Here is a 25,501-nt window from a genome sequence, read left to right on the forward strand (position 1 = left end):
CCCTTTAGTTCGCAAAGCCGGCAAAGCGGCGCACGGTCTGCCCATCGGTCAGAACGGACCCGCCGGCCACCACGATTTCGTCGCCGTCCGACAATCCGGTCAGAACCCGGACGTCCCCTGTCTGGGTTGGTTCGATGGTCACGGGAACACGCCGCACGGTGCCGACATCTGCACCGACCGGCGAAAAGACCATGACGCCCAGATTGCCCTCGGCGTCGGCGACAATCGCGGTTGGGGGAACGATGATGCCAGTACGCTTGTCGTCGACCTGAACATTGACGGTTACCGACGAGCCGGGCAGCACCCGCAAGTTTTCCGGCGGCGTGAGGCCGAACTGAATTCGGAACGTCTGGCCGACGCTCGAAGTTTCGGCGTCGAATTCGCGGATTTCCAACGGGAAGACCTCGTCACTTGCGGGGAATTTTGCCGTGATCGAAATGCCATCTTCCTGGCTGGTCCTCTGGAACAGGATTTCGGGCACATCGACCTCGATCCTCAATTCGGACAGATCGTGGATCCGGACGATCGGCGTTCCGGCGGCCACGGTCGTGAAGTTCTCGACCTCACGCCGCGATACCAGCGCATCGAACGGCGCGGTCAGGGTCGTGTGCTCGAGGTTGTACTGGGCGTCACGCACCGCGATTGCAGCCAGTTGGGCGGCGGTTTCAGCGTCATCGACAGCGACCTGACTTGCAGTCGTCCCCCGCAGGCGCGACAGGCGGGCCACGGTGCGGTCAGCCTGATCCTTCTGAAGACGCGCACGTTCCAGTGCCAGTTCGAACGGCTCTTGGTCCAGCTTTGCAATCAGGCTGCCCTTGGGCACCTGGAATCCTTCGTTGACGGGCAGTTCCACGATCTGTCCGGCGACCTGAAACGCCAGATCGACAGTCTGCCGCGCGGCCACGCGCCCGAAGAACTGGCGTGAAAATCCGGGAGCGGTCTCATGCACCACCATAAGTTTCACAGGCTTGGTGTCGTCTTGCGCCGCAAGCGGTGCGGCCAGTACGGCAAGGGCGAGGCCCAGCGAAGTCAGCAGCTTCATTTCGTCAATCCCTCGGGTATTCCCGTTTTCAGAATGTTGTCCCGGATCTTACGGGCAAGCCGGGCAAATTGAGCGGTTTCCTCGTCATCCAACCCGGAGGCACGGTGAAACAGCTCACCGGCGGTGGTGACCAGCATGTTGCGGGCTTCGGCACCTTTGTCGGTCAGCACCAGCAACCACGCACGGCGATCATCGGGGTCCTGTTGGCGGGTCAGATAACCGGCCGCCTCAAGCGCATCGGCGGTGGCCGTAATGGTCGACGGCACGGTCAGCATGTCGGCTGCCAACACTCCCATCCGCTTGGGCTGATCCAACTTGATCAACATGTGGCATTCCTGATGGCTGAGATCGGTATCGATGCAGCCGAAACTCTCTTCCAGTTTCCAGTACAGCGCATAGACGCCCATCATCGCCTGGATCTCAGGGGTCAGTCGGGCCAGCCGTTCACTGATGTCTTTCGTCATGGATGCTCTCCGCGCGAGTCGAGCGGTGATATACTTCGGATTCCGAACTATTCAAGATGTGAAGTTGAATTTGCGCAAACCTATGCCGTTCCCTTGGGTCAACATCTCTTGATCTGGGGGCGCTGTGACTGCATTTTGGGCGAATCCGAAACATTCAGGACCCGACATGTACACGCCCGCAATCACCGGTACCGGGGTTTTCACGCCCGAAAACGTCATCACCAATGCCGAGCTGGTCAAAGCCTTCAACGCCTATGCCGACAAGATGAATGCTGCCAACGCCGATGCCATCGCCGCGGGCGAGATGGAGCCGATGCAGCACTCCTCGGAAGAGTTCATCGTCAAGGCCTCGGGCATCGAGAACCGCTACGTCATGGACAAGACCGGCGTGCTGGACCCGGACGTGATGCACCCCCTGCTGCGCCAGCGCAGCGATGACGAACCGGGCATCATGACCGAAATGGCGCTGGACGCCTGCAACAAGGCGCTGGCCCAGGCCGGGCGGACGGCGGCGGATGTCGATCTGGTGATCTGTGCCGCGTCGAACCATGAACGCGCCTATCCCGCCATTGCGGTCGAAATCCAGAACGCGTTGGGCATCACTGGTTTTGGGTTCGATATGAATGTGGCCTGTTCTTCGGCGACGTTCGGCATTCAGGCCGCGGCCGACATGATCCGGTCGGGGTCCGTACGGGCGGCGCTGGTGGTCAACCCCGAGATCTGCTCGGGGCACCTGGAATGGCGCGACCGGGATTGCCACTTTATCTTCGGTGACGTGGCCACCGCCACGCTGATCGAGCGCATCGAGGATGCAAAGGGCCCGCATTTCGAAATCCTGTCGACCCGATGCGCAACCGAGTTTTCGAACAACATCCGCAACAACAACGGTTTTCTGCGGCGCACCCGGCCCGATGGATTGAAAGACCGCCGCGACATGCAGTTCATGCAGAACGGCCGCAAGGTGTTCAAAGAAGTGCTGCCGATGGTCAGCAAACACATCAGCGACCACATGGATTCCGAAGGGATCGAAAGTGGCGATCTCAAGCGGCTGTGGCTGCACCAGGCCAACAAGACGATGAATGATTTCATCGGCAAAAAGGTCTTGGGCCGAGAGCCGGAGCCGGGCGAACAGCCCAACATCCTGCAGGACTATGCCAATACATCGTCCGCAGGGTCGATCATCGCCTTTTCCAAATATTCAGACGATCTTCAGGATGGCGATGTCGGCCTAATCTGCTCGTTCGGTGCGGGGTATTCGGTGGGGTCCGTCATCGTCAAACGCCACGCCTGACACGCCGGCGCCGCCAGTCCACGTCCGGCGCAACAAGCGATAACCTCGAATATTTCGCCCGCGCAGGCGGACTGTTTTTGTATTCCTGAACACTTCTTCAGAATTGATACAGCGCAGCTTAACCCGCGGCCTCCATCTGGAAGGCCATGCAATTCCGCATGTCAGGTGACGCTAGGTTAAGAAAGGTGCGCCATGTTCAAGAGTTCTAAGTCAGGAATGGCGGCCTGGGTTGTCGCCCCGTTTTTGGGGGTTGCTGCAGCCAGCGCGGCCATGGCCGAGCCCCAGGTTTGCAACGCCAACACAGCACGGATTGCAGCCAACAATGGTGACTATGCGGCCCTTTGCGGCTGTTCGCAGGTTACGCCCAGTTTCCTCTCGCATCTGCAACAACGGGCAGATTTCGGGTCGGTTCTTGCCAATACCTCGCAGCAATGTCCGGGGCTGGCCAATCTGCTGAGCGATTTGCCGACCGGATCGATTTCCAACGCCAACAGCTTTGACGGCCGCGAAAACGACCCCAGCGGATTTCAACCCGCATCGAGCACCGGCCCATCCGCCGGCGGCGGATCCGGGTCGGGCGGCGGAAACAGCGGCCCCGGCAATGGCGGGGGGAACGATGACCCCGGTGATGGCGGATCCGACGATCCGGGCAACGGCGGCGGGAATGATGATCCCGGCAACGGCGGCGGCAAGCCTGGCGATGGCGGTGGCAAGCCCGGCAAGGGCGGCGGCAAGCCCGGCCATGGTGACGGCAAGCCCGGCAAGGGTGGCAGTCACGGCGGCGGTAAAGGAAACAACGGCGACGGGAAAGGCGGCGGCAAGGGCAACAATGGCGGCGGCAAAGGCAACAACGGGGGCGGAAATGGGCCCGAGGGCTCAAGCCCCGGACGCGGGAACAATGCCAACAACGACGAAAACTGACTAAGGCTAAGAGCTACTTCAGCTCAGCTTGAGGAAGGCGATGCGCACATCGCCTTTTTCACCGCCCTATGGCGGCTTTTCGGAAACTAGGTCAGCTGACGCTTTCCTCTTCGAGGTGCAATTTCATCTCGATCAGAACCTGTTGCAGCAACGAAGTTTCTTTCAGCAGACGCTTGGCTTCGTTGACGGTAATGATGCCATCCTCGATCGCGGCCTGGTATTCGGTCATCAGCATCGCAAACCGCTGGCTCAGTGCGATCACGTCCGAATTGACGCCCCCGGTGCGCGTACGGGTCGAATTGCGCTCATCATAGGACAAGGTGATGTTCTTCAGGTCCGCCAGGGCCGAGGTCACATGCGGGTAGCTGGCCGCGTTTTCCAGACGTGCGACCGCATCCACCGGCATGAACCGGTCGCTGTGCTCGGGATTGTCGGAGTAATACCGGCCCAATGTGGCCTTGGATTTCCCTGTGATCTCGCATGCTGCCTCGATCCCCACGTCCTTGACCAAAGCTTCGGTGTGCTTTTTCAGATAGGCCCCGATATCTGCCATTTTTGTACCTTTGTTCGCTGCGCCCTCTTGCCCGGCTGTCCGCACCGGGGAAAGGGAGGGGAAATTTCCCATACTCGAGTCATAATTGAAATGTCATATCTTGGCTATCCCTCAGATATGCGGGGGTTTTGTGAGTGAGTGGCGGCAGTTAATGCCGGTAAAGAGTGTTTGTGGGGCAGTATTTCAGGCCCTGCGCTGTTTCGGCCATTTCGTGGCCGGCGGTGTCGCTGTTGCGGAAGCGGGGTTATCCATCCCCAAGAGCATCTGCTCGGCCTCTGCGACTGCAATGGCGGCGTCGATTTCTTTCAGGACATTGACGACTTGCTCGTGCAGCGTGAGCCGATTAGACCCAGCCCATGGCCAAGCTGTATTTCAACTACTCAACCATGAACGCAGGCAAGTCCACGGTGCTGCTTCAGGCGTCGCACAACTATCGCGAGCGCGGCATGGACACCTATCTGATGACCGCAGCCATTGACGGGCGCGCGGGCCAGGGGCGCATCGCATCGCGGATCGGAATCTCGGAACAGGCCGATACGTTCAATCCCCACGACAATGTGTTCGCGATGATCCAAGATCGTCTTGATCAGGGGAAAGTGGCCTGTGTTTTTGTGGACGAGGCGCAGTTCCTGACCGAAGAACAGGTCTGGCAATTGGCTCGTGCGGTGGATGACCTGAAAGTACCGGTTCTGGCCTACGGGTTGCGGGTGGATTTTCAGGGCAAGCTGTTCCCAGGATCAGCGGCTCTGCTGGCCCTGGCCGATGAAATGCGCGAGGTCCGCACCATCTGCAGATGCGGGCGAAAGGCCACGATGGTGATCCGTCAGGACGAAAACGGAAAAACCATCACCCAAGGCGCGCAGGTGCAGATCGGCGGAAACGAGACCTATGTTTCACTCTGCCGGAAACACTGGCGCGAGGCCGTGGGCAGTTAGACCAGATTTGGCAGCGGTCGCCCGGCGACAAAAGCCGCCACATTGTCCAATGCCATGTGCCCCATATCCGTGCGCACTTCCTCGGTCGCAGTGCCCAGATGCGGCAGCAGGGTGACATTCTCCATCTCGCGGAACGCCTGCGGCACGGCGGGTTCAAACTCGTAGACATCCAGCCCGGCCCCGGCGATCTGGCCGGTCTTCAATGCATGGATCAGTGCAGCTTCGTCCACGACTCCTCCGCGAGCGATGTTGACCAGAATGGCCGACGACCGCATAGCCGAAAGAACCGAAGCGTCTATGAGGTGGAAGGTGTCAACGCCACCGGGGACGGCGACGACCAAAAAATCGACCACAGCAGCCAGGGCCGCCAAGTCGGGAACGAACTCGGCAGGGAAATCCAGATCCTTGGGCGTGCGGGACTGATAGCTGACCTGCATCCCGAATCCGAAATGACAGCGCCGGGCAATGGCTTGCCCGATCCGTCCCATTCCGATGATTCCGACCCGTTTTCCGGTGACGTGCTGTCCCAGCATTTGGGTCGGGTGCCAGCCCTGCCAATTGCCGGACCGGGCCAGCCGTTCACCCTCGCCCGCGCGGCGGGCCGTTGCCAGCAGCAGAGTCATGGCAATGTCCGCTGTTGCATCCGTGACCGCCCCCGGTGTGTTGGTCACGCGAACACCAGCAGCCTGCGCTGCCGCCACATCAATGTGATTGAAACCCACCCCGAAATTGGCCAGCAATTTGCACCGCGGAACCGTGACCATTTCAAAGACATTGGCCGAAAAGACATCGCCCAAGGTCGGAACGACCACGTCGTAGCCCCGCAATGTGCGCGCCATCTCATCAATGCTGAGCGGTGCGTTGCTATCTCGGAAGTCGACGTCAAACTCATCCCGCGCGCGGGCAGTTACGGCGGCAGTCATCGGTCGGGTGATCAACAGCTTCATCAGTGCATCCGCCCGCCCACGGGAACCTTGCCATCAGGACCGATCAAAACAATCTCGCCCGATTCGTCGGGCAGACCCAGAACAAGAACCTCGGACATGAACCGCCCGATCTGACGCGGCGGGAAATTGACCACGGCCAGCACATGTTTTCCGACAAGGGATTCGGGCGTGTAATGCGCGGTAACCTGTGCCGAGGTCTTGCGCTCGCCGATCTCGTCGCCGAAGTCGATCCACATCTTGATCGCGGGCTTGCGCGCCTCAGGATAGGGTTCGGCCCGAATGACCTCACCGACGCGGATGTCGACCTTGAGGAAGTCGTCGAAGGATATTTCACTCACCGGACAGCTCCTTGGATCGATCGGTTGCCGCCTTTACGGCTCGGTGCAACAGGTTTGGAAACCCTTCCTGTTCATGCATCAGGACTTCCAGCGCTGCCTGCGTCGTTCCGTTGGGTGACGTGACATTGATGCGCAATTGCGACGGATCTTCCTCGGACGCTATCGCCAGGGCCCCTGCCCCGGCAACCGTCGCCTTGGCCAAGCGCATGGCCAGATCATGCGGAAGGCCTTGCGCCTCACCCGCGGCAGCCAGCGTTTCAATCAGATGAAAGACATAGGCAGGCCCCGAGCCGCTGAGACCGGTGACCGCGTCCATCTGCGCCTCATCCTGCAGGCGCACGGTATCACCGATGGCCGAAAGCAGACCTTCGGCCAGGGTCATGTCAGAACCCGAGGTGCTGGCGTTTCCAATCAGCGCGGTAATGCCTTGCCGGATCGCCGCGGGCGTGTTCGGCATGGCCCGAATGATCGGAGTACCAGCACCCAGAACACGCTCGAACGTGGCGGTGGAAGTTCCGGCGGCGACCGAGATGAACAGGGTTCCGCCGCCCCCAAACGCCTGAATTGCCGGCAATGCCTCGCCCATCATCTGAGGTTTGACGGCAACCAGCACGACGGCAGGTCTTTCAGGAAGTGGGGTGTTGATATTGACCCCTTGCGCCCTGAGCCAATCGGAAGGGTTGGGGTCGATCACCCATACGGATGCGGATGGCAGGCCATGTTCGAGCCAACCGGCCAACATGGCCGACCCCATTTTGCCGCATCCCAGAAGCACCAGCCCCTGATCCGCGACGCGTGACATGTCCATGATTGCCCCTCCCCTGCTTTTGCGGTTTGGGGCAAAGCTTTACGCGCGGCCGTAAGCCTCTGCAATGGCGACTTGCATCGCATTCTCGGGCGTACGGTTGCCCCAGGTTACCAACTGGATCGCAGGATAGTAACGCTCGGCGCTCAGGACAGCGGCGGTGATCATCGTGTCAATCTGTTCGGGGCTGGCCGATTGCCCGCCGCTGAGCACCAGACCGTAGCGGTAGACCATCAGCTTCTGATTGCCCCAGTAGGTGAAGGCGCCGGCCCAGCACTGGTCATTCATGCGGTTCAGCAATTCATAGAGATCGGAAACCCGGTCCTCGGGCGGCTCCATCTCGAACGAGCAGACCATCCGCAGGGTCTCGTCATAGTTGGACCAGGCCAACGTGATCGAGTAGGTGCGCCACTGTCCTTCGACCGCCATGGCGATCTGGTCGTCACCGATCCGGTCGAAATCCCAATCGTGGTGTTCAGCCAGATGTTCGACAATATCAATCGGATGAATGTCTTCTTCGAAATACTGCTCGGAAAGTGCCATGGTGCCACCTCACTTAATACCTAGCATTTCGGGGCTGGCAGCGCCCCAGCGCTAGTTGCCTGCTCTACAAGCCGGGCTTCCCCCATAGGCCTGTACTAAATATGGTGCGCTGTGGCTGGGACTCTGGCAACCCCCATTCTTGGGGATAACAGCAATAAGTTGTGGACAGCTGGCAACGGCCACCAAAATATTGGCGCACCCTGCAGCTTTGCCTTGATTTATTTTTGCAATGCGGCGAGACTCCCCACACTGCGACACCCAGCGCGGGTTGAGCGGTGTAGGGTCTTGCCAAAAATTCTGAAATGCCGATCTGCGGCTGGGCTTATTTGTCCAGCTTGGCTTCAAGCGCGGCGATCCGCGCTTCCAGTGCCGCGTTTTCTTCGCGCGCTTTCTGGGCCATCGCGCGGACGGCATCGAACTCTTCTCGCGTGACAAAGTCGCGATCCGCCAGCCAGCGGTCGACCAAGGATTTCATCGCCGTTTCAGCCTCTTCTCGCGCACCCTGCGCCACGCCCATTGCGTTGGTCATCAACTGGGACATATCGTCCAGAAACTTGTTGCGGGTTTGCATGTGTCTACTCCGGAATCGCGAATGCCTTCTATATGGGGGATAGAGAGCCCAGTCTCAAGGTTGACTTGGTCAGCCAACCCCGGGCAATGAGACGCACATGCAAGCTGTTTTGAATTTCCCCGATCTGTCGCCCGAGCTGTTCTCGATTTCCGCCTTCGGGATCGAGTTCGCGCTGCGGTGGTATGCGCTGGCCTATATCGCGGGCATCCTGATCGCGTGGCGCATGGCGGTGATGGCGGTGCGCCGTCCCGCTTTGTGGCCGGATCAATCCCCTCCTCTGAGACCGGACCAGTTGGAGGACCTGATCACCTGGATCATCCTGGGGGTCATCATCGGCGGGCGGTTGGGCTTTGTCCTGTTCTATCAGCCCGAATACTACCTGTTCCACCCGCTTGAGATCCTGAAGGTCTGGCAGGGTGGCATGTCCTTTCACGGCGGCCTTCTGGGTGTGGTGACCGCAGCGCTGGTCTTCGCGCGACGCCATTCGGCCCCCTTGCTTTCACTGGCCGACTTGATCGCCCATACGGTCCCCCCCGGCCTTTTACTTGGCCGTTTGGCCAATTTCGTCAATGCCGAGCTGTGGGGCCGACCCAGCGAACTGCCCTGGGCGGTGATCTTTCCCGGCGCAGCAGCTCAGGACTGCGCCAATGTCGCTGCTGGGCTTTGCGCCCGCCACCCGTCGCAGTTGTACGAGGCTGCGCTGGAAGGCGTGCTGTTGGGCCTGCTATTGTTGTGGCTGGTCTATCGGCGCGGCGCATTTCATCGGCCAGGCCGCATCATGGGCGTGTTTCTGGCGGGCTATGGCGCTTCGCGCTTCATCGTCGAGTTCTTTCGTCAACCCGACGCGCAATTCGTCTCGGCCGGAAACCTGCTTGGACTTGCGTGGCATGTGGGCGGCTACGGCCTGACGATGGGCCAGATCCTATCTGTACCGATGATCGCAGTCGGCTTGTGGTTTGCCCTACGGGCACGGCGGGCGGCATGAGCCTGCTTGGCCATCTGTCCGACCGCATCCGGCAGGACGGGCCGATGAGCGTGGCGGACTATATGGCCGAATGCCTTCTGCATCCAACGCACGGCTACTACACCACCCGCGACCCATTAGGCACACATGGAGACTTTGTCACCGCTCCGGAAATCAGCCAGATGTTCGGCGAAGTGATTGGTCTTTGCCTCGCGCAGGGCTGGATTGATCAAGGCAGACCCGCCCGGTTTGCACTGGCCGAGCTGGGTCCGGGGCGCGGAACACTCATGGCCGATATTCTGCGGGCCACCCGGGGCGTACCCGGGTTTCACGACGCCGCGCAGGTGGTATTGCTCGAGGCCTCGCCCGTTCTGCGCGGACTTCAGGCCGAGGCCCTGGATGCGCACGCACCGAACTGGATCGTTTCGGTGGGCGATCTCCCAGAGCTTCCGCTGTTTCTTGTGGCCAACGAATTCTTCGACGCTTTGCCCATCCGCCAGTTTCTGCGCGACGGCGACGGCTGGTGCGAACGTCTCGTGGGCCTGCAGGGCGATCAGCTGGCATTCGGCCTTGGCCCGAGGGCGACACAAGCGGCCTTGGCGACGCGCCTCGAGGATACACGGGACGGTGATCTGGTCGAGCTTTGCGCGGCTGCCGTTCCCATAGTGACCGAAACGGCCCGCATCATCCGCAGCCACGGTGGTATGGCTCTCGTCATCGACTATGGCGACTGGCGTTCGCTGGGCGATACGTTGCAGGCCGTCAAGGGGCACGAATACGTCGATCCGCTCGCCACACCGGGTCAGGCCGACCTGACTGCACATGTGGATTTCGAAACGCTGGCATTGGCGTCGCGCGCGACGGGCTGCGCCCATACGCGGCTAACGCCTCAGGGTGTGTTTCTTGAGCGTCTGGGCATCACACAACGCGCACAATCTCTGGCCAGCGCATTGACCGGATCAAAACTGGAAACGCTGGTTCGTGCACATCGGCGGTTGACGCATCCCGAGGAAATGGGAAACCTGTTCAAGGTGCTGGGCCTCTACCCGAAAACTGCGATGCCACCATCGGGACTTGGGACATGACTCTGGAAATTCTGACCTCGGATTTGCTGTCACCGATTCGACACGGGTTCTTCAGTCGCAAGGGCGGCGCCTCTTCCGGTATCTTCAGCGGACTGAATTGCGGCACCGGCTCGTCCGACCTAAGCGAGGCGGTCGCGCTGAACCGGAGCAGAGTGGCCGAGGCCATGGGCGTTGAACTGGATGCATTGGTCGGCGTGCATCAGGTACATTCCCCGCACGTGATCACCGTCGACAAGCCGATTGCAGGCGAGAAGCCAAGGGCCGATGCAATCGTTACCGCAACGCCGGGTCTCGCGCTGACGATCCTGACGGCCGACTGCCAGCCGGTGCTGTTTGCGGATCCTCAAGCGAAAGTGATCGGTGCGGCACATGCGGGATGGCGCGGTGCTCTGGACGGTGTCCTAGAGGCGACGCTGGACGCCATGGAGGCGCTGGGCGCGCACCGAAAAGACATCACAGCCGTCATCGGCCCGACTATCTCGCAGCGCGCCTACGAGGTTGGCCCCGAGTTTCTGGATGACTTCCTTTTGGACAGCCAGGACAACGCGCGTTTCTTTGCAAATGGGCAAGGTGACCGGATGCATTTCGACCTGCCGGCCTTTGGCCTTCACAAGCTGCGTCAGGCCGGCGTCGGGCAGGCAGAATGGACGCGGCATTGCACCTATTCCGATCCCGACAAGTTCTATTCCTACCGGCGCGCGACCCATGCCGGCGAGGCGGATTACGGCCGCCTGATTTCCGCCATACGATTGTAAAGATCGGCCGAATTGAGGCGAAAGCGCCACTTTTCCGCCACATTTATTGTGTCTATCTGTCATCAGAATCGTTGTTAATTTTTGCCAGTGCTCAGATGGTTATCCGTTCTCCGAACTTCTGATTTCTGGCATCCAAACTCAGGGGGTGCCGCAAGACTTCATCTTTGTCCTCAATTGATCCCGGAACAGCCACATCGCTGCCGCAAAGACGCGTCACATTGGCTTTACAAAGGGAAAAGGGCTTAGGCCCGAACATCGAGCAGGACATGAATATGAAGTTGAAATCTCGCTTTCTTCGCGCCGTTGTCGCGGCCGCCAGGGACCAACAACCGGAAATGCCCTGGAAGCGGGTTTCCAGTCACTCTGCAAGGGTTGTGCGCCGGTTGGCCGCGCGACGCTGATACGAAATCCCTCTGGGGCCAGCTGCCGGCCTCAACAGGGCAAGACGCGCGCCGGAAGCTGCTCTGGGCCGGTGCGTTAACCGAGGCTGGTATTCGCAGCCGACGTTTTTCAGGGCGTTTGTGTGCGGACAATTACGTTCGCAATGTACGAGTTTGTCTGGGGGGTCATTGTGTTGACCAAACGAATGCGAAATCCATTCGCCATGCGCGGCCATGTCGGCACCCGCATGGAGGTGGCGCACTTTATTTCAAGACAAAGAATCAAGCTGTCAGGCGGGCCTGCACAGGGATGTTTCCCGCCTGTTCGGCGTATTGGAAGGAACGGAATAATATGACTATTCCAAATTCACTGGCGCGTGCCGCGCAGAATGCCGTCGACACTTCGGCACTGCTGCGCGAAGCACCGCGTCCAGGCACCAAACAGAAGGCGCAACTGCGTCGATACGAGGTGAGTGCACTGCTGAAAAACGGGGAAGTTTCGCAGACACGCCACATCGCACCGGCGCTGCCAGTTTTTGAAGACGCGTTCTGCGCCTTTACACGTGGGTCTCTGGTCGAGACGGAACACGGCCCGGTCGCCATCGAGGACTTGATGCCGGGCGACACGGTCCTGACCCAGACCGGCGCATCCGAAAAGGTGTTGTGGAAAGGCTCGGTCACTTTGGTACCTGGCCGCGAAGACTCGCGCGGGCGGACACGCCCTTTGACCCGCATCATGGCAGACACGTTCGGCATGCAAAAACCATTGTCCGGCGTCATTGCCGGCCCCGCAGCCCGCTTGCTGGCGACGCCGGCGCATCTGCGGCATCTTGGAGGTGGCCAGCCGATGCTGACACCCGTTGCCGAATTTCAGGACGGCATGTCCGTGATCGAAACGCAGCCGCCCACTCCGGTCGAGCTGTTCCATATCTGCCTGGAGCGCCACGCGGTCATCAATGTCGATGGGCTGCAGTTCGAAACCTATCATCCCGGCGTGAACGCGGTCCGGATGATGAGCCACTCGCTGCGCTCGATCTACCTGAACCTGTTCGCGCATATCCATTCCTTGCACGATTTCGGTCCGCTGCTTATGGCACGCGCCGGGGAGGGCGAGATCGACGCCATCACGGCGTGACAGCTTTGACCATCACCACTGCATTTTGGGGGGCAACATGCAGATTTTACTGAGTTGGGCCATTTCTCTGGCCATCGTGGCGGTGCTGCCGCCATGCGCATCGCAAACCAGACGCGCCGGCGTTACGCCGTCCGGTTCATCCGTTCTTCCAATACGTCGAACGGCACGCCGGGTTCGTCTTTTGCACCGCGGATGACAAGCGAAGTCTTGACGCTGGCCACGTTCGGCGTGGTCAGCAACTCACCCGTCAGGAACTGTTGAAAACTGCTGAGGTCGGGGGCGACGCATTTCAGGATGAAGTCGACCTCGCCGTTCAGCATGTGGCATTCCCGGACCAAGGGCCAGTCTCGGCAGCGGTCTTCGAACGCCCGCAGTTCCGCTTCGGCCTGGCTTTCAAGGCCTACCATCGCAAAGACCTGAACTTCGAACCCCAGTTCCCGGGCGTTGACCTCGGCGTGGTATCCTCGGATAAAACCAGCCTCCTCCAACGTGCGCACGCGCCGCAGGCAGGGTGGGGCCGAGATTCCGACACGTTTTGCGAGCTCGACATTGGTCATTCGTCCGTCTGCCTGCAGTTCTGCAAGGATCTTTCGGTCGATCTCGTCCAGCCGTGTCGTGACCATGCGGTGCTCCTAAAATTTTCGGTTCTTATATCAGCGCAGGTGCCATGCGCAATATTCTTTCGCACCAGCGCAATAATCTTTGTCTGTCGATCAGGCGAGCCGGCACCTTGGAACCACATGACGGACGCGTGAGACGAAGGGGCTTTAAGCCGATCGATGCTATCGCTATATCGAAGCCCGGCGCCCACGACGGCGCTCAGGCAATAATCGAGTGGGGGTTCCATGGCCGAGACACGACACACCAAGGTTCTGATCATCGGATCGGGGCCTGCCGGATACACTGCGGGCGTCTATGCCAGCCGCGCGATGTTGAACCCGATTCTGGTGCAGGGCATCGAACCGGGCGGCCAGCTGACCACCACCACCGAGGTCGAAAACTGGCCTGGCGACACCGAAGTTCAAGGCCCCGACCTGATGGTGCGCATGCAGGATCACGCCAAGGCCATGGGTTGCGAGGTGATCGGCGACATCATCAACGACTTGGACCTGTCCAAACGTCCTTTCACCGCCAAGGGCGACAGCGGCACGATTTATACCGCCGACGCGGTGATCCTGGCGACCGGTGCGCGCGCCAAATGGCTGGGGTTGCCGTCGGAAGAAAAATTCAAGGGCTTCGGTGTTTCGGCCTGCGCCACCTGTGACGGCTTCTTCTACCGCGGGCAGGAGATCGTGGTGATCGGCGGCGGCAACACCGCCGTGGAAGAAGCGCTGTTCCTGACCAATTTCGCCAGCAAGGTCACGCTGATCCACCGCCGGGACGAACTGCGCGCCGAAAAGATCCTTCAGGACCGCCTGTTCAAGAACGACAAGATCGAGCCGTTGTGGTTCCACCAGCTGGAGGAAGTGATTGGCACCGATAACCCGCTGGGCGTCGAAGGCGTGCGGGTGAAGAACGTCAAGACGGGCGAAATCACCGAGATCCCTTGCAAAGGCGTGTTCGTTGCCATCGGCCACGCACCTGCCAACGAACTGGTCAAGGACGTGCTGGAAACCCATATGGGCGGCTATGTCAAAACCAAACCCGGCACCACGCAGACCTCGATCCCCGGCGTGTTCGCGGCCGGTGACCTGACCGACCATGTGTACCGGCAGGCGGTGACCTCGGCCGGAATGGGCTGCATGGCGGCGCTGGATGCCGAACGGTTCCTTGCCGAACAGGAATGACCGCGACGCGCAGCGCCTTCGGCGCTGCGTACCGCCCTCCTCTGGCACCTTGACCCGCACTGCGCGGCAACGCAGACTTGCCCCGAGCGCGGCAGATTTCAGGTGATCTTTTGAACACCCCCCTTTGGCAGGGCAGTTGGGCGACCCGTCTCAGGATCATCAGTGGTCTTGTGCTGTTTGCCTTTGCTTTCTTCCACTTCATCAATATCGGGCTGGGGCTGTTTCACACCGACTACCTGCATGACATGCAGGACTCTCGGAAAACGGTCACGCGCCATTCGATTGGCAGCGCTGTCCTGTATCTTGCCCTGATCGTACATGCGGGTCTGGCATTGGTGTCGATCGCCCAGCGCCGAACCCTGCGAATGCCTTTTCATACGGCCCTGCAGATCGTTCTTGGCCTTCTCATTCCGCTGCAACTGATCTCGCACATCGTCCAGACACGCTATGCGCATCAGGTTTTCGACGTGAATGACGAGATGGGCTACATCATCATTCTGATGTGGCCAAATTCGGCCATCTGGATGCAAAGTCTGCTGATGCTGATCGTCTGGATACACGGGTGCATCGGACTGCATATCTGGCTGCGACTGACTTCGTGGTGGCGCCAAACCGTACCCTATCTGATCGGAGTTGCCGTCTTCATCCCAAGCTTTGCCCTGGCCGGTTTGCTGACCGAAGGGCGGCGCATCTGGATGGATTTTGCGGATCCGGATCTACGCGAACAGTATATTGAGCATTACAACTGGCCCGGCCCCGAAGAGTTCCAGGTTTTGTTCAGCGTCAAGGACAACGCCTTGATCGCCTTCTGGATCGCGCTTGGTGCAGCTCTTGCGTTCCATTTCGGAGGCAAGCTTTGGCGCAGACGACACTCGGTGCGCGTCAGATATGTCGATGGGCCGGAAGTGACCTCAGAGAAAGGCATGACCCTGCTTGAGATGTCACAAGCCAACGGTATTCCGCATACTGCACTGTGCGGCGGCCGGGGGCGCTGCACGACCTGCCGCGTCATCGTCGAGGATGGCGCCGAGTCACTGCCACCGCCCAGCGAGGTCGAAGCCCGCAGCCTGAAGGCCGTGGGGGCCACACAGCGCACGCGCCTAGCCTGCCAGGTCCGCCCTTCCAGCCCCTTGACGGTTTTCCGCGTTTTCCGGCCGGATGGTGGACGTCAGCGGGCGCATGCCAGTCAGGGGCAAGAGCGAAAACTGGCCGTGCTTTTTCTGGACATGCGCGGGTTTACTGCGCGCACAACGGGGCAACTGCCCTATGACATCGTGTTCCTGCTGAACCGGTTCTTTGACGCCATTGTTCCAGCCATTACCGCAGACGGCGGGGTCGTCGACAAATACATGGGCGATGGCCTTTTGGCCGTGTTCGAAACACCCGACACGTCCAGCTCGGCCCGTTCTGCCCTGAAAGCTGCGATCGACATCAGTCATGCGCTTGCGCAGTTCAACCAGCAGCTGTCCCAGGAAAACAGCCCCGAGATCCGCATCGGCATGGGCCTGCACCTGGGCGACCTTGTGTTGGGAGAGATCGGCGCTGCCGGCCACGCCGCGCGGACCATCATCGGTGACGCCGTGAACGTCGCCAGTCGGCTGGAAGGAGAAACCAAGGCGCTCGGGGCTGAGCTGTTGGTCTCGGAAGCCGTGCTGCGCGCGGCCGGGTTTGAGACCGATGGGCTTGACCTGCGTCTGTTCCAACTGCGGGGCGTAACCGAGTCCGTCCCTGCCCTGCCCGTCGAGCGCGCTCTGGATCTGGACCAACTTCTGACCTCACCAGAACAGATCGTCGCCGGTTGACGATATTGTCCCCATCCGGCGGGATTTTCGTCGCTTTTTCGGCTCCGGCCCGGAAAAACCTTCCATTCCGGGGAAAAACCGCGCATATCCTCCTTTGTTTCATGAATGTATATGGACTTCGACTGACGACCGGGGCACATGGCCCGGAAATGCACCTGAATCACTGACTGACCACACTGCCTCAAGAGTATTGCGATGACGATGTTGAGTAACCTGGCTCCGATCCCAGAACTGTATGTTTCCTATGAGTCCGCCCAAAAGCTGAAAGTCGAAGCCGCCGACCTGACCAGCTGGGACCTGACCCCGCGCCAGATCTGTGATCTGGAATTGCTGATGAATGGCGGGTTCAACCCGCTAAAGGGCTTTCTGAGTCAGGAAGACTATGACAGCGTCGTCGAAAACATGCGCTTGGCCGACGGAAGCCTTTGGCCGATGCCGATCACACTGGATGTGAACGAAGATTTCGCCGATCAGATCGAACTGGGTCAGGACATTGCGCTGCGCGACCAGGAAGGCGTGATCCTGGCGACCATGACCGTTACCGACCGCTGGACCCCGGACAAATCACGTGAGGCCGAGAAGGTGTTCGGTGCCGATGATGATGCGCATCCGGCCGTGAACTACCTGCACAACGTGGCAGGCAAGGTTTATCTGGGCGGCCCCGTGACCGGCATCCAGCCGCCGGTGCATTATGATTTCAAGGCGCGCCGCGACACCCCGAACGAGTTGCGCGCTTATTTCCGCAAGGTGGGTTGGCGCCGCATCGTGGCTTTTCAGACCCGCAACCCGCTGCACCGCGCACACCAGGAACTGACCTTCCGCGCCGCGCGTGAGGCGCAGGCCAACCTGCTGATCCACCCGGTTGTGGGCATGACCAAGCCCGGTGATGTCGATCACTTTACCCGCGTGCGCTGCTATGAGGCGGTGCTGGACAAATACCCGGCCTCGACCACCACCATGAGCCTGCTGAACTTGGCGATGCGCATGGCTGGGCCGCGCGAAGCGGTCTGGCACGGCCTGATCCGCAAAAACCACGGCTGCACCCACTTCATCGTCGGCCGCGACCATGCCGGCCCCGGCAAGAACAGCCAGGGCGAAGATTTCTACGGCCCCTATGACGCCCAGGACCTGTTCCGCAAATTCCAGGACGAGATCGGCATCGAGATGGTCGATTTCAAACATATGGTCTATGTGCAGGAACGCGCCCAGTACGAACCCGCGGACGAGATCGAGGACCGCGACAACGTCACGATCCTGAACATCTCGGGCACCGAACTGCGCCGCCGTCTGCGCGAGGGGCTTGAGATCCCCGAGTGGTTCTCGTTCCCCGAGGTGGTCGAGCAGCTCCGCCGCCGCTATCCGCCGCGCAGCCAGCAGGGCTTTACCGTCTTCTTCACCGGTTTCTCGGGCTCGGGCAAATCGACCATCGCCAACGCTCTGATGGTCAAGCTGATGGAGATGGGCGGCCGTCCCGTCACGTTGCTGGACGGTGACATTGTCCGCAAGAACCTCAGCTCGGAACTGGGCTTCTCGAAGGAACACAGGGACCTGAACATCCGCCGCATCGGATATGTGGCCTCCGAGATCACCAAGAACGGCGGCATCGCCATCTGTGCCCCGATCGCGCCCTACGCCACCACCCGCCGCGCCGTGCGCGAGGAGATCGAACAGTTCGGCGCGTTCTGCGAAGTTCACGTGGCCACCAGCATCGAGGAATGCGAGCGCCGCGACCGCAAGGGCCTGTACAAGCTGGCGCGTGAAGGCAAGATCAAAGAGTTCACTGGTATTTCGGACCCTTACGACGTGCCGGAAAACCCGGAACTGCGCGTCGAGACCGAGAATGTGGACGTGGACAACTGCGCCCACCAGGTTCTGCTGAAGCTGGAAAGCATGGGATTGATTGCCGGATCTTGAGCCACAGCCAACTGCTGTCAACACTGACCCCTGGAGACATCTCCGGGGGTCTTTCATTTCCAGAACACTGCTTTGAACACCCCCCTTCCATCCGCGAAGATTGGCGGCGTTCGACGTTTCATCCAAAAAATGCTACTATTTCGCATGTTTTGAGCAGACATAATTTGTCTGCATCCTTTGGGAGGGTGAACATATGGCAACTCAGAAAAATACCGACGATGGCGGAGCCATGTTTGCGGGAGACAATCGCGCAGCGGTAATTGCCGACTACAAGATCGCCCAGTTTTCCCGGTTGCAACTTCCGGCGTTGATGGCTTCGCCGGCTATGGCAGGGGGCCTGACACCATTTATCCCCATAGACTGGCTGCTGGACCTTCTGAAATCGATCCGCACCTACGCGGATTGGGTGAAGGAATGCGACAAGATCAAAGCCAAGATTCAAAAGGCGCTGGATACACTGCAGCCGCCACCCCAGGATCACCCTTTGGGGCTTGTCGTGCCACCGGTTCCGCCGACGCCCGGCACGACCCGTCTTCGCCAGATACTTGAGGTCATCGATGCGGCCAAGACCGCTGCCGGCAACATGGAGCCAGACTCGGCGCGCGACAGTCTCAAAGAGGCCAAGGACATGATGCACCACGACTCGGTCAAAGCCGAGTTCCGCCGGCTGAACGACGTGGATGGCTGGTATGACATTCTGGAGGAATTGCAGGACGCGATCGATTACCTGGAACGTGTCTCGAGGCACTGACCCACTGCGGCACAGCCAAAGCGCGCGTTCGGCACAGTCAGCCTGCTGAAAGCTGATCCCGCAGGGCCTCGGCAGCCCTCAGTTCGAACTCTCCATAGATGGCGGCCTGCGGCTGCATCGCCCGCAGATATGGCAGGCGTTTTTCATAGTCTTCCACCGACAGCATCTGCACGGCCTGCTGGATGTCTGCCTCGGTTTCGCACAGGATCATCCCCTCGGTATCGAGGAAGTCGCCGATATTGGGGCACCCCCAATAGATCGGGACTGTCGAACACAGAACGGCGTCGATCAGCTTCTCCGAGAAGTAGTTCCTCTCGCGCACGTTTTCGATGACGACCGAATAACGATAAGGTGCCAACCCGTCTGACTTGTTCTCGAACGGCTGATAGCCGCGGCCCATGATGTCGATGTCAGCGCCTGTGTCGCGGGCCCAATCGATCAGCCTGTGCCTCAGCTGGTGCCCCTCCAGATCGCGCTTTGCCGACGCGATCAGCGAACATGACCGCGTCTTGACGACGCTCAGATCCTGCCACTCGGGAACTTGGGTCACGCCGTAGGGCAGGAAAACCGCGTTGGGCAGGCTGTTCAGCAATACGTCGTGAAAGGTGAACACCCGGAAAAAACGCCGCCAGGTCCAGCGCAGCATCCGATCGTGCTTGCCATGTATGGCCGATGGCTCGCCCATCATCAGCGATATCCGAGCCCGCGTGCCGCGTCGCAGGCGCAGGTGTACAGTGGAATTGGGATACATGATCAGGTGGTCGGAGGGCGCGAGGTCACCAACGGTCTTTCCTGACAGGCGCTCGGGGCAGCCCAGCGGCCAATTCAGATCTGCCAGCGGAACCGAGGCCAGTTTCGGCCCCAGACGGTGGCCATAGGGCAGAATCGCGATCGCAGGTTCGGTCATTGCAGGCTGTCCGGCAGGTCGGTCTGTCCGCGCATCAGGACGAACCCGCGCCCGGCAACCTTGATGCCCGTCATCGCATCCGTTGGCCCGACCCGCGTTACGGTCGCCTGGCCGGGACGGCCCATGTCGTGGCCCTGTTCGGCGATAAAGCTGTCTTTCGGCATCAGCCCGTATTTCCACAGGTAAGCCGCCATTGCGCCGGTGGCGGAGCCGGTGAACGGATCTTCGGGCGGGCTGGGCGGTGCCAGCAACAGACGCGAGAACGTATCCCCTTGAGCCGTGGCCCCCTGCAGGGTCACCAGAAAGGGTTCGGCCATGTCCGAGCCGGCATATCCGGCAGTTTCCGCCACCCGTTGCAGCGCATCCACATTCAGTTGTGCCGCGCGCAAGGCTGCGTGATCCCGCAGAACTGTAATGCAGAACGGAAGCCCAGTCGAAACCATCTGCGGCGGGGAAATGATCGCACTTGCAGGTAGGCCGATCGCAGCGGCAACAAGGTCTTCTGGCACCCGCGTGCCGAACTCGGGCGCGATCTGGGTCATCTCGATCTGGTCGCCTTGCAGCTGGATCGACACGATCCCTGCTCCGGTTTCCAGCGTCAGTGCGTCACCAGATATCATTCCACGGGTGCGCATGGCTGCCACGGTCGCAATGGTCGGGTGTCCGGCAAAGGGAATTTCACGGCTGGCCAGGAAATACCGCACTCGGATATCCGCCACATCCGATGGGCCGGTAAACGTGCATTCGACCAAAGACGTCTCGCGGACAAATGCCGTGCAGACTGTTTCCGGCAAATGCGCGCCACCATGCACGACTGCACAGCCATTTCCGCCGAATGCCGTGTCGCTGAAGGCATCCACCCAATCGAAATCGAACCAGCTCATGCGCCCTCTCATGTCTGCAGTCAGAAAGTGCCGGGAATGCAAACCCGCGGGTGGCATGTTTGACGCCTCACGCTCCGCTTGTCACGCCGAATCGGTCTGTGGCCGTGTCAGTGCACAGCCACCGGAGACAGGTCATGCTGCCGCGCCAGTACGAAGGCCAGCTTTCGATCGGCGACAAGCGCCAGTTGCTGCCCATCTGAATCGTGAACGGCATAAAGATGATCCAGATCACCCACCTGCGTGCGCACCTCGTGCGGCAGGTTGGCCACGTTCACAGCCTTCACATAGACGATCCGATTGCCTTCGGTGTTGATTTCATACGGTGTATTCATGGCTTACCCCTTCCTTATGTTGATCGTCTGCACAACGGTTTCGGGCACGGCGCGGGTCAGGTCGATATGCAGAAGGCCATTTTCCATGATGGCCTCGCCGACCTCGACACCGTCGGCCAGCACGAACATGCGCTGGAACTGACGGGCCGCGATGCCGCGGTGCAGGAACACGCGCCCCTCGCTGTCGTCGCGCTGACGGCCCCGGATCACCAGTTGTCGATCTTCGATGGTGATCGACAGGTCATCCTCGGCAAACCCGGCCACGGCCAAGGTAATGCGATACGAATGATCCGACGTCTGTTCGATGTTGTAGGGCGGATACCCTTCGTTTCCGGCCTTTGCGGACCGTTCCAGAAGGCGTTCCAGCTGCTCGAACCCCAGAAGATGCGGGTATGAGCCAAGAGTAAGTTTTGACACGTTTTCTCGTCCTTCATTGTCAAAGCGACGTGATGCGCGGCCCCGTAACGGCAGCTGCGCACAAGACAATATGGGATGAAACGTGTGTCTCCACAAGGTCTAGGCGGATTCACTTGAACGCACTATCTTGTGTAACACGCACCACCAGCCACACATGAGTCGCCCATGAACGCGCCCACCGACATTTCGATGAAAACCGACGATGTTCTGCGCGTCGAACTGGAGGTGTTCCGCCAGCAGCACCGCGACCTGGACGAGGCGATCAAGGCGCTTGAGGCGACCGGCACCGCCGATCAGTTGACGGTGAAACGACTGAAGAAGCAGAAGCTGCGCCTGAAGGATATCATCCGGCTGATCGAGGATCGCCTGACCCCTGACATCATCGCCTGACCGGACGCGCTCAACCGCATTGCCACGCAAGCGGATTTCACTATAGTGCGCGCTTCCTAACGCAGGCGGGGAACAGGGCGGATGAGCGAGATCAAGGTCGGAATCATCATGGGCAGCCAGTCGGACTGGCCCACCATGAAAGGCGCTGCAGAGATACTGGACGAACTGGGCGTGGCCTACGAGACCAAGATCGTCTCGGCCCACCGCACGCCGGATCGTTTGTGGGAGTACGGCAAGACCGCCGTGCAGCGCGGGCTTCAGGTAATCATCGCCGGCGCTGGCGGTGCCGCACATCTGCCGGGGATGATGGCGTCCAAGACGCGGGTGCCGGTGATCGGCGTTCCAGTTCAGACGCGGGCGCTGTCCGGTGTCGACTCGCTCTATTCCATCGTGCAGATGCCCAAGGGTTTCCCGGTTGCGACCATGGCCATCGGATCGGCCGGCGGCGCCAATGCCGGCCTGATGGCCGCTGCTATTCTGGCCCTGCAAGACTCAGCCCTGGCCGACCGGCTGGACGTTTGGCGCGCGGCGCTGTCGGACTCGATCCCCGAGGAGCCCCGCGATGAGTAACCCCTTGCAGCCCGGCGCAGTGATCGGAATTCTGGGCGGCGGCCAGCTGGGGCGGATGCTGTCGATGGCTGCGGCGCGGCTGGGCTTCGTGACCCATATCTTCGAGCCGGGCGCCAACCCGCCCGCGGGCCAGGTGGCGCATCGCGTGACCACCGCACCTTATGAGGATGCCGAGGCGCTGGCCGCTTTTGCGCAATCCGTCGACGTCATCACCTACGAGTTCGAAAACATCCCGACCGAGGCGCTGGACATTCTGGAATCGCACCGTCCCATCCGCCCCGGACGCGAGGCGCTGCGGGTCAGTCAGGACCGGCTGACCGAAAAGACATTCCTGCAAGGCCTGGGCCTGAACACCGCCCCCTTTGCCGATGTGACCGACCTGGACAGCCTGCAGGCCGCCATCGAAAGGATCGGCACGCCGGCGATCCTCAAGACCCGCCGCTTCGGCTATGACGGCAAAGGGCAGGCACGGCTGCAGTCGCCCGAGGACGCCCGGGCCGCGCTGGCCGACATGCAAGGCGCACCCGCGATCCTGGAAGGTTTCGTCAATTTCAGCCACGAGGTGTCCATCATCGCCGCCCGCGGGCTGGACGGCCAGGTGGCCTGCTTCGACCCCGGCGAGAACGTGCATCGCGACGGCATCCTGCACACGACCACGGTGCCCGCGCGCCTGTCCCCTGCCCTGCGGACCGACGCGGTGCTGCTGGCCGCGAATATCCTGAATGCGCTGGACTATGTCGGCGTCATGGGGGTCGAACTGTTCGTGACGCCGCAGGGCCTGATCGTGAACGAGATCGCGCCGCGCGTTCACAACTCGGGCCACTGGACGCAGAACGGCTGTGCAGTCGATCAGTTCGAGCAGCATATCCGCGCCGTAGCCGGCTGGCCTCTGGGCGACGGGCAGCGTCACGCGGATGTGGTGATGGAGAACCTGATCGGCGACGACATGGACCGCGTGCCCGAGCTTGCGCAACAGCGCGACGTGGCCCTGCACCTGTACGGCAAGGCCGAGGTCAAGCCGGGCCGCAAAATGGGCCATTTCAACCGGATCAAACGCTAGCGCGCCGCGGCGACGAACCGCCCGGCAACATCCCCCGACAGGAAACTGACCCGGCCGCCGGCGATGGTGGCCGCCACGCGCTGCGTTTCAGCGTCCAGAATGACCAGATCGGCGCGTTTGCCGGGGTGCAGCGACCCGCGGTCCTCAAGGCCAAGCACCCGCGCGGGCCCCGACGACACCAGCGCCCACGCGCCCGCCAGATCCATCAGCCCCGATTTCATCAGCATCAGCGCCGCCCTGCGCGGGCTGGGATAGTGGTAGTCCGATGCCAACGCGTCGCACAGCCCCATGGCGATCAGATCCAGCGCGCTAACATTGCCCTTGTGCGATCCGCCCCGCACCACGTTGGGCGAGCCCAGAATGACGTGATCCCCCGCGGACTTGGCAGCCTCGGCCGCCTCGAGCGTTTCGGGAAATTCGGCGATATCCACGCCGCGCGCGCGCCAGTGGGAACGGGCCTCTGTAGTGGCGTCATCATGGCTGCCCAGACGCACGCCTTTTTGGGCCAGCGCCGCGCATAGCGTATCAAGCGCAGTTGGCACCTCGGAGGTGCGGGCGTGCATGTCCTGCAGCATCTTCAGATGCGCCTCGGGGCTGCGACCAGCCTTGAGCGCCTGCCCGGTCAAACGCGGCGGGGTACGCCCCTGCGCCAGACGGTCATGGGGCAGATGATCGTTGAACACGACATAGGGCACCTGCCAGTCGGCGATGCGCCCCGGCAGGTCGGCATAGTCATCCAGCAGGTGGGTTTCGAACCGCAACTGCGGGATCAGGTCGGTGACCACGCTGCCCTTCACCGCCGCGATCGCGCGGAACACGTCGGCGGCGAACTCTGGGCCGCGTACGCCGCCCTCCCAGCTGTAGAACTGCGCCAGCACGGCGGTGGTGATGCCATTGGCTGCCAGTTCGGCCTCGGCGGCGCGGATGCCCTCGTCCATCTGCTTCATGGCCCCCCGGCGCGGGGCGATGTGACGCTCGAACCCGTCCCCGTGCAGGTCGATGATGCCCGGCAGGATCAGATAGCCGCTCAGATCAACGACCGGCGCACCGCTGCCCTCCTGGATCAAGCCGTCCGCGATTGAGAGATCGTTACCGACAAGTCCGCGATCAGGGTGCAGAACCTGCGCCCCGGAAAAGGTCAGCTCCAATGCGGTCATCGCGTGGGTTCCGAGGCGGGTTCGGCGCAGTCCTCTCCGATGCAGATCTCATCAATGATGTCCATCACACCGTCCAGCCAGGTTATGTTGGGATCGAACTCACCGAACTCGATGAAGTGCAAAGCCTGCGCCATGACCTGCGGGTTGTTCATCATGAACGTATGCGTCACCGGCAGCACGATGTGGTCGGTCATGCCCTGGACTTTGGTTTCTTCGACAGCGACTTTGCCGTCATCCGGCCCATCAACCAGCGACGAAAAGACCGGGTTCAAGGAGTTTTCTCCGGCGATCACCCCAAGTTCGAAATCCACCGGCGGCAGGCGACGCGGAATACCTTCGGGACCCGTACCCAGCTGCAGGCCGGCGGGGCCGTTCAACAGACCGAACACTTCCCAATCGCCCAGTTCATCGACCAATTGGCTGCCTTGGTTGGGCGGGCCAAGCATGACGACGCGGCCCAGATTCTGCGGATGGTGATCCTGCAGCCAGTAGCGCAACAGGATACCCCCCATCGAATGCGCGACAACGTTGACGGTGTCATCTCCGCACGCCGCAAACGCCTCGGGTATGGTCCGGTCGGCCAGTTCCGGAATCGGAAGATCCGTCGAGCGATAACCCGGCCGCACAACGGTGTACCCGTGCACCTTGAACAACTGCTCCATGACCGAAAACGATGCTTCGGTCCGGGCAAGCCCATGCAGCAGGACAACGCATTTTGCCTGCGCGGCGATCGGCATCAGGAAAAGCAATATGAAAAACAGGATCCGCATGGCTGCCAGATAATCGCTATTCTTCAGAGAG

The 25,501-nt window shown here is 60.9% G+C and carries 29 protein-coding genes; 14 read left to right on the top strand and 15 right to left on the bottom strand.

The genetic code is table 11. From position 1 onward, the window contains the following. Positions 1-4 precede the first annotated feature (4 nt). Together ACR0BA_RS07365 and ACR0BA_RS07370 are read right to left on the bottom strand one after the other, a co-directional pair. Positions 5-1,042, bottom strand: a complete 1,038-nt coding sequence (locus tag ACR0BA_RS07365) for an efflux RND transporter periplasmic adaptor subunit (RefSeq protein WP_170454414.1) — start codon at positions 1,040-1,042, stop codon at positions 5-7. Then, positions 1,039-1,506 carry a MarR family winged helix-turn-helix transcriptional regulator gene (locus ACR0BA_RS07370; protein ID WP_093964681.1) on the bottom strand — a complete coding sequence of 156 codons (468 nt, stop codon included), beginning with the start codon at positions 1,504-1,506 and terminating at the stop codon, positions 1,039-1,041. The genes ACR0BA_RS07365 and ACR0BA_RS07370 overlap by 4 nt, the downstream gene beginning before the upstream one ends. Positions 1,507-1,672: 166 nt before the next feature. Between ACR0BA_RS07370 and ACR0BA_RS07375 the strand changes: the two genes are divergently transcribed. Together ACR0BA_RS07375 and ACR0BA_RS07380 are read left to right on the top strand one after the other, a co-directional pair. After that, positions 1,673-2,797 (top strand): beta-ketoacyl-ACP synthase III, encoded by a 1,125-nt coding sequence (locus ACR0BA_RS07375; protein WP_170454412.1) that lies wholly within the window; start codon positions 1,673-1,675, stop codon positions 2,795-2,797. 192 nt (positions 2,798-2,989) lie between these two features. Beyond that, entirely contained in the window at positions 2,990-3,718 is a 729-nt protein-coding gene (locus ACR0BA_RS07380) for a hypothetical protein (protein WP_170441670.1), read from the top strand. A gap of 91 nt (positions 3,719-3,809) precedes the next feature. Here ACR0BA_RS07380 and ACR0BA_RS07385 read toward each other — a convergent pair whose 3' ends face one another. Then, positions 3,810-4,271 carry a hypothetical protein gene (locus tag ACR0BA_RS07385; RefSeq protein ID WP_170340605.1) on the bottom strand — a complete coding sequence of 154 codons (462 nt, stop codon included), beginning with the start codon at positions 4,269-4,271 and terminating at the stop codon, positions 3,810-3,812. 356 nt (positions 4,272-4,627) lie between these two features. On the opposite strand from ACR0BA_RS07385, the gene ACR0BA_RS07390 reads away from it, so the two are divergent. Continuing rightward, the gene (locus tag ACR0BA_RS07390) at positions 4,628-5,206 is read left to right on the top strand and encodes a thymidine kinase (protein WP_170357151.1); all 579 of its coding nucleotides are present in this window, start codon (positions 4,628-4,630) and stop codon (positions 5,204-5,206) included. On the opposite strand, the gene ACR0BA_RS07395 is transcribed toward ACR0BA_RS07390, so the two are convergent. From ACR0BA_RS07395 to ACR0BA_RS07415, 5 genes are all read right to left on the bottom strand, one after another. Beyond that, the gene (locus tag ACR0BA_RS07395; RefSeq protein ID WP_480727135.1) at positions 5,203-6,153 is read right to left on the bottom strand and encodes a 2-hydroxyacid dehydrogenase; all 951 of its coding nucleotides are present in this window, start codon (positions 6,151-6,153) and stop codon (positions 5,203-5,205) included. The two genes, ACR0BA_RS07390 and ACR0BA_RS07395, sit on opposite strands and share 4 nt — an antisense overlap. Next, positions 6,153-6,491 (bottom strand): tRNA-binding protein, encoded by a 339-nt coding sequence (locus ACR0BA_RS07400; protein WP_170357149.1) that lies wholly within the window; start codon positions 6,489-6,491, stop codon positions 6,153-6,155. Before ACR0BA_RS07400 ends, ACR0BA_RS07395 begins: the two co-directional genes overlap by 1 nt. Then, positions 6,484-7,299, bottom strand: coding sequence for a pyrroline-5-carboxylate reductase (proC, locus tag ACR0BA_RS07405; RefSeq protein ID WP_480727137.1), 816 nt, complete (start codon positions 7,297-7,299; stop codon positions 6,484-6,486). The genes ACR0BA_RS07400 and proC overlap by 8 nt, the downstream gene beginning before the upstream one ends. A gap of 39 nt (positions 7,300-7,338) precedes the next feature. Continuing rightward, entirely contained in the window at positions 7,339-7,839 is a 501-nt protein-coding gene (locus tag ACR0BA_RS07410; RefSeq protein WP_480727139.1) for a type III secretion system chaperone family protein, read from the bottom strand. 322 nt (positions 7,840-8,161) lie between these two features. Further along, complete coding sequence (locus tag ACR0BA_RS07415; protein ID WP_093964673.1) at positions 8,162-8,410, bottom strand: accessory factor UbiK family protein; 249 nt, start codon at positions 8,408-8,410, stop codon at positions 8,162-8,164. 97 nt (positions 8,411-8,507) lie between these two features. Between ACR0BA_RS07415 and lgt the strand changes: the two genes are divergently transcribed. The 4 genes from lgt (at position 8,508) to ACR0BA_RS07435 (ending at position 12,729) form a co-directional block, all read left to right on the top strand. After that, positions 8,508-9,395, top strand: coding sequence for a prolipoprotein diacylglyceryl transferase (gene lgt / locus ACR0BA_RS07420; RefSeq protein WP_480727141.1), 888 nt, complete (start codon positions 8,508-8,510; stop codon positions 9,393-9,395). Further along, complete coding sequence (locus ACR0BA_RS07425) at positions 9,392-10,459, top strand: class I SAM-dependent methyltransferase (RefSeq protein ID WP_480727143.1); 1,068 nt, start codon at positions 9,392-9,394, stop codon at positions 10,457-10,459. The genes lgt and ACR0BA_RS07425 overlap by 4 nt, the downstream gene beginning before the upstream one ends. Beyond that, positions 10,456-11,214, top strand: a complete 759-nt coding sequence (gene pgeF / locus ACR0BA_RS07430) for a peptidoglycan editing factor PgeF (protein WP_480727144.1) — start codon at positions 10,456-10,458, stop codon at positions 11,212-11,214. Before ACR0BA_RS07425 ends, pgeF begins: the two co-directional genes overlap by 4 nt. Positions 11,215-11,946: 732 nt before the next feature. Then, positions 11,947-12,729, top strand: coding sequence for a Hint domain-containing protein (locus tag ACR0BA_RS07435; protein ID WP_170369643.1), 783 nt, complete (start codon positions 11,947-11,949; stop codon positions 12,727-12,729). Positions 12,730-12,851: 122 nt separating this feature from the next. Here the strand turns inward: ACR0BA_RS07435 and ACR0BA_RS07440 are convergent, their stop codons facing one another. Next, positions 12,852-13,352, bottom strand: coding sequence for an Lrp/AsnC family transcriptional regulator (locus tag ACR0BA_RS07440; RefSeq protein WP_093964666.1), 501 nt, complete (start codon positions 13,350-13,352; stop codon positions 12,852-12,854). 222 nt (positions 13,353-13,574) lie between these two features. Between ACR0BA_RS07440 and trxB the strand changes: the two genes are divergently transcribed. The 4 genes from trxB (at position 13,575) to ACR0BA_RS07460 (ending at position 18,983) form a co-directional block, all read left to right on the top strand. After that, a complete protein-coding gene (gene trxB / locus ACR0BA_RS07445; RefSeq protein ID WP_480727147.1) occupies positions 13,575-14,516 on the top strand; it encodes a thioredoxin-disulfide reductase in 942 nt (313 codons plus the stop codon). A 110-nt stretch (positions 14,517-14,626) separates the two neighbouring features. Continuing rightward, a complete protein-coding gene (locus ACR0BA_RS07450) occupies positions 14,627-16,318 on the top strand; it encodes an adenylate/guanylate cyclase domain-containing protein (RefSeq protein ID WP_480727148.1) in 1,692 nt (563 codons plus the stop codon). Positions 16,319-16,513: 195 nt separating this feature from the next. Beyond that, the gene (locus tag ACR0BA_RS07455; RefSeq protein ID WP_170340581.1) at positions 16,514-18,232 is read left to right on the top strand and encodes a bifunctional sulfate adenylyltransferase/adenylylsulfate kinase; all 1,719 of its coding nucleotides are present in this window, start codon (positions 16,514-16,516) and stop codon (positions 18,230-18,232) included. 193 nt (positions 18,233-18,425) lie between these two features. Continuing rightward, positions 18,426-18,983, top strand: coding sequence for a hypothetical protein (locus ACR0BA_RS07460; protein WP_170340578.1), 558 nt, complete (start codon positions 18,426-18,428; stop codon positions 18,981-18,983). Positions 18,984-19,020: 37 nt separating this feature from the next. Here the strand turns inward: ACR0BA_RS07460 and ACR0BA_RS07465 are convergent, their stop codons facing one another. The 4 genes from ACR0BA_RS07465 to ACR0BA_RS07480 all read right to left on the bottom strand — a co-directional run bounded on the left by ACR0BA_RS07465 (position 19,021) and on the right by ACR0BA_RS07480 (position 21,523). Continuing rightward, positions 19,021-19,890, bottom strand: a complete 870-nt coding sequence (locus tag ACR0BA_RS07465; RefSeq protein WP_480727151.1) for a hypothetical protein — start codon at positions 19,888-19,890, stop codon at positions 19,021-19,023. Beyond that, positions 19,887-20,774, bottom strand: coding sequence for a PhzF family phenazine biosynthesis protein (locus ACR0BA_RS07470; protein WP_480727152.1), 888 nt, complete (start codon positions 20,772-20,774; stop codon positions 19,887-19,889). Before ACR0BA_RS07470 ends, ACR0BA_RS07465 begins: the two co-directional genes overlap by 4 nt. A 107-nt stretch (positions 20,775-20,881) precedes the next feature. Beyond that, positions 20,882-21,106 (bottom strand): DUF1150 family protein, encoded by a 225-nt coding sequence (locus ACR0BA_RS07475; protein ID WP_093964659.1) that lies wholly within the window; start codon positions 21,104-21,106, stop codon positions 20,882-20,884. Positions 21,107-21,109: 3 nt separating this feature from the next. Next, positions 21,110-21,523 carry an Hsp20 family protein gene (locus ACR0BA_RS07480; protein ID WP_093964658.1) on the bottom strand — a complete coding sequence of 138 codons (414 nt, stop codon included), beginning with the start codon at positions 21,521-21,523 and terminating at the stop codon, positions 21,110-21,112. 165 nt (positions 21,524-21,688) lie between these two features. Here ACR0BA_RS07480 and ACR0BA_RS07485 point away from each other — a divergent pair, with 165 nt between their 5' ends. From ACR0BA_RS07485 to ACR0BA_RS07495, 3 genes are all read left to right on the top strand, one after another. Further along, positions 21,689-21,913, top strand: coding sequence for a YdcH family protein (locus ACR0BA_RS07485; protein ID WP_480727154.1), 225 nt, complete (start codon positions 21,689-21,691; stop codon positions 21,911-21,913). 81 nt (positions 21,914-21,994) lie between these two features. After that, positions 21,995-22,483 carry a 5-(carboxyamino)imidazole ribonucleotide mutase gene (purE, locus tag ACR0BA_RS07490; RefSeq protein ID WP_170367967.1) on the top strand — a complete coding sequence of 163 codons (489 nt, stop codon included), beginning with the start codon at positions 21,995-21,997 and terminating at the stop codon, positions 22,481-22,483. Then, positions 22,476-23,543 (top strand): 5-(carboxyamino)imidazole ribonucleotide synthase, encoded by a 1,068-nt coding sequence (locus tag ACR0BA_RS07495; protein ID WP_480727156.1) that lies wholly within the window; start codon positions 22,476-22,478, stop codon positions 23,541-23,543. The genes purE and ACR0BA_RS07495 overlap by 8 nt, the downstream gene beginning before the upstream one ends. Here the strand turns inward: ACR0BA_RS07495 and ACR0BA_RS07500 are convergent. Both ACR0BA_RS07500 and ACR0BA_RS07505 read right to left on the bottom strand, forming a co-directional pair. After that, positions 23,540-24,700, bottom strand: a complete 1,161-nt coding sequence (locus tag ACR0BA_RS07500; RefSeq protein WP_480727158.1) for an alpha-D-ribose 1-methylphosphonate 5-triphosphate diphosphatase — start codon at positions 24,698-24,700, stop codon at positions 23,540-23,542. The two genes, ACR0BA_RS07495 and ACR0BA_RS07500, sit on opposite strands and share 4 nt — an antisense overlap. Continuing rightward, positions 24,697-25,470, bottom strand: a complete 774-nt coding sequence (locus ACR0BA_RS07505; RefSeq protein WP_170340560.1) for an alpha/beta fold hydrolase — start codon at positions 25,468-25,470, stop codon at positions 24,697-24,699. Before ACR0BA_RS07505 ends, ACR0BA_RS07500 begins: the two co-directional genes overlap by 4 nt. Positions 25,471-25,501: the final 31 nt, after the last annotated feature.

The sequence above is a fragment of the Ruegeria sp. CI5 genome, assembly GCF_056536885.1.

Bases quoted from the DNA above. Each gene is read 5' to 3' on its own strand.
- ACR0BA_RS07500 (WP_480727158.1), bottom strand. From the start codon at position 24,700: ATGACCGCATTGGAGCTGACCTTTTCCGGGGCGCAGGTTCTGCACCCT.
- pgeF (WP_480727144.1), top strand. From the start codon at position 10,456: ATGACTCTGGAAATTCTGACCTCGGATTTGCTGTCACCGATTCGACAC.
- ACR0BA_RS07465 (WP_480727151.1), bottom strand. From the start codon at position 19,890: ATGACCGAACCTGCGATCGCGATTCTGCCCTATGGCCACCGTCTGGGG.
- trxB (WP_480727147.1), top strand. From the start codon at position 13,575: ATGGCCGAGACACGACACACCAAGGTTCTGATCATCGGATCGGGGCCT.
- ACR0BA_RS07375 (WP_170454412.1), top strand. From the start codon at position 1,673: ATGTACACGCCCGCAATCACCGGTACCGGGGTTTTCACGCCCGAAAAC.
- purE (WP_170367967.1), top strand. From the start codon at position 21,995: ATGAGCGAGATCAAGGTCGGAATCATCATGGGCAGCCAGTCGGACTGG.
- ACR0BA_RS07370 (WP_093964681.1), bottom strand. From the start codon at position 1,506: ATGACGAAAGACATCAGTGAACGGCTGGCCCGACTGACCCCTGAGATC.
- ACR0BA_RS07390 (WP_170357151.1), top strand. From the start codon at position 4,628: ATGGCCAAGCTGTATTTCAACTACTCAACCATGAACGCAGGCAAGTCC.
- ACR0BA_RS07425 (WP_480727143.1), top strand. From the start codon at position 9,392: ATGAGCCTGCTTGGCCATCTGTCCGACCGCATCCGGCAGGACGGGCCG.
- ACR0BA_RS07415 (WP_093964673.1), bottom strand. From the start codon at position 8,410: ATGCAAACCCGCAACAAGTTTCTGGACGATATGTCCCAGTTGATGACC.
- ACR0BA_RS07395 (WP_480727135.1), bottom strand. From the start codon at position 6,153: ATGAAGCTGTTGATCACCCGACCGATGACTGCCGCCGTAACTGCCCGC.
- ACR0BA_RS07475 (WP_093964659.1), bottom strand. From the start codon at position 21,106: ATGAATACACCGTATGAAATCAACACCGAAGGCAATCGGATCGTCTAT.
- lgt (WP_480727141.1), top strand. From the start codon at position 8,508: ATGCAAGCTGTTTTGAATTTCCCCGATCTGTCGCCCGAGCTGTTCTCG.
- ACR0BA_RS07485 (WP_480727154.1), top strand. From the start codon at position 21,689: ATGAACGCGCCCACCGACATTTCGATGAAAACCGACGATGTTCTGCGC.
- proC (WP_480727137.1), bottom strand. From the start codon at position 7,299: ATGGACATGTCACGCGTCGCGGATCAGGGGCTGGTGCTTCTGGGATGC.
- ACR0BA_RS07460 (WP_170340578.1), top strand. From the start codon at position 18,426: ATGGCAACTCAGAAAAATACCGACGATGGCGGAGCCATGTTTGCGGGA.
- ACR0BA_RS07495 (WP_480727156.1), top strand. From the start codon at position 22,476: ATGAGTAACCCCTTGCAGCCCGGCGCAGTGATCGGAATTCTGGGCGGC.
- ACR0BA_RS07440 (WP_093964666.1), bottom strand. From the start codon at position 13,352: ATGGTCACGACACGGCTGGACGAGATCGACCGAAAGATCCTTGCAGAA.
- ACR0BA_RS07470 (WP_480727152.1), bottom strand. From the start codon at position 20,774: ATGAGCTGGTTCGATTTCGATTGGGTGGATGCCTTCAGCGACACGGCA.
- ACR0BA_RS07410 (WP_480727139.1), bottom strand. From the start codon at position 7,839: ATGGCACTTTCCGAGCAGTATTTCGAAGAAGACATTCATCCGATTGAT.
- ACR0BA_RS07365 (WP_170454414.1), bottom strand. From the start codon at position 1,042: ATGAAGCTGCTGACTTCGCTGGGCCTCGCCCTTGCCGTACTGGCCGCA.
- ACR0BA_RS07380 (WP_170441670.1), top strand. From the start codon at position 2,990: ATGTTCAAGAGTTCTAAGTCAGGAATGGCGGCCTGGGTTGTCGCCCCG.
- ACR0BA_RS07455 (WP_170340581.1), top strand. From the start codon at position 16,514: ATGACGATGTTGAGTAACCTGGCTCCGATCCCAGAACTGTATGTTTCC.
- ACR0BA_RS07385 (WP_170340605.1), bottom strand. From the start codon at position 4,271: ATGGCAGATATCGGGGCCTATCTGAAAAAGCACACCGAAGCTTTGGTC.
- ACR0BA_RS07505 (WP_170340560.1), bottom strand. From the start codon at position 25,470: ATGCGGATCCTGTTTTTCATATTGCTTTTCCTGATGCCGATCGCCGCG.
- ACR0BA_RS07435 (WP_170369643.1), top strand. From the start codon at position 11,947: ATGACTATTCCAAATTCACTGGCGCGTGCCGCGCAGAATGCCGTCGAC.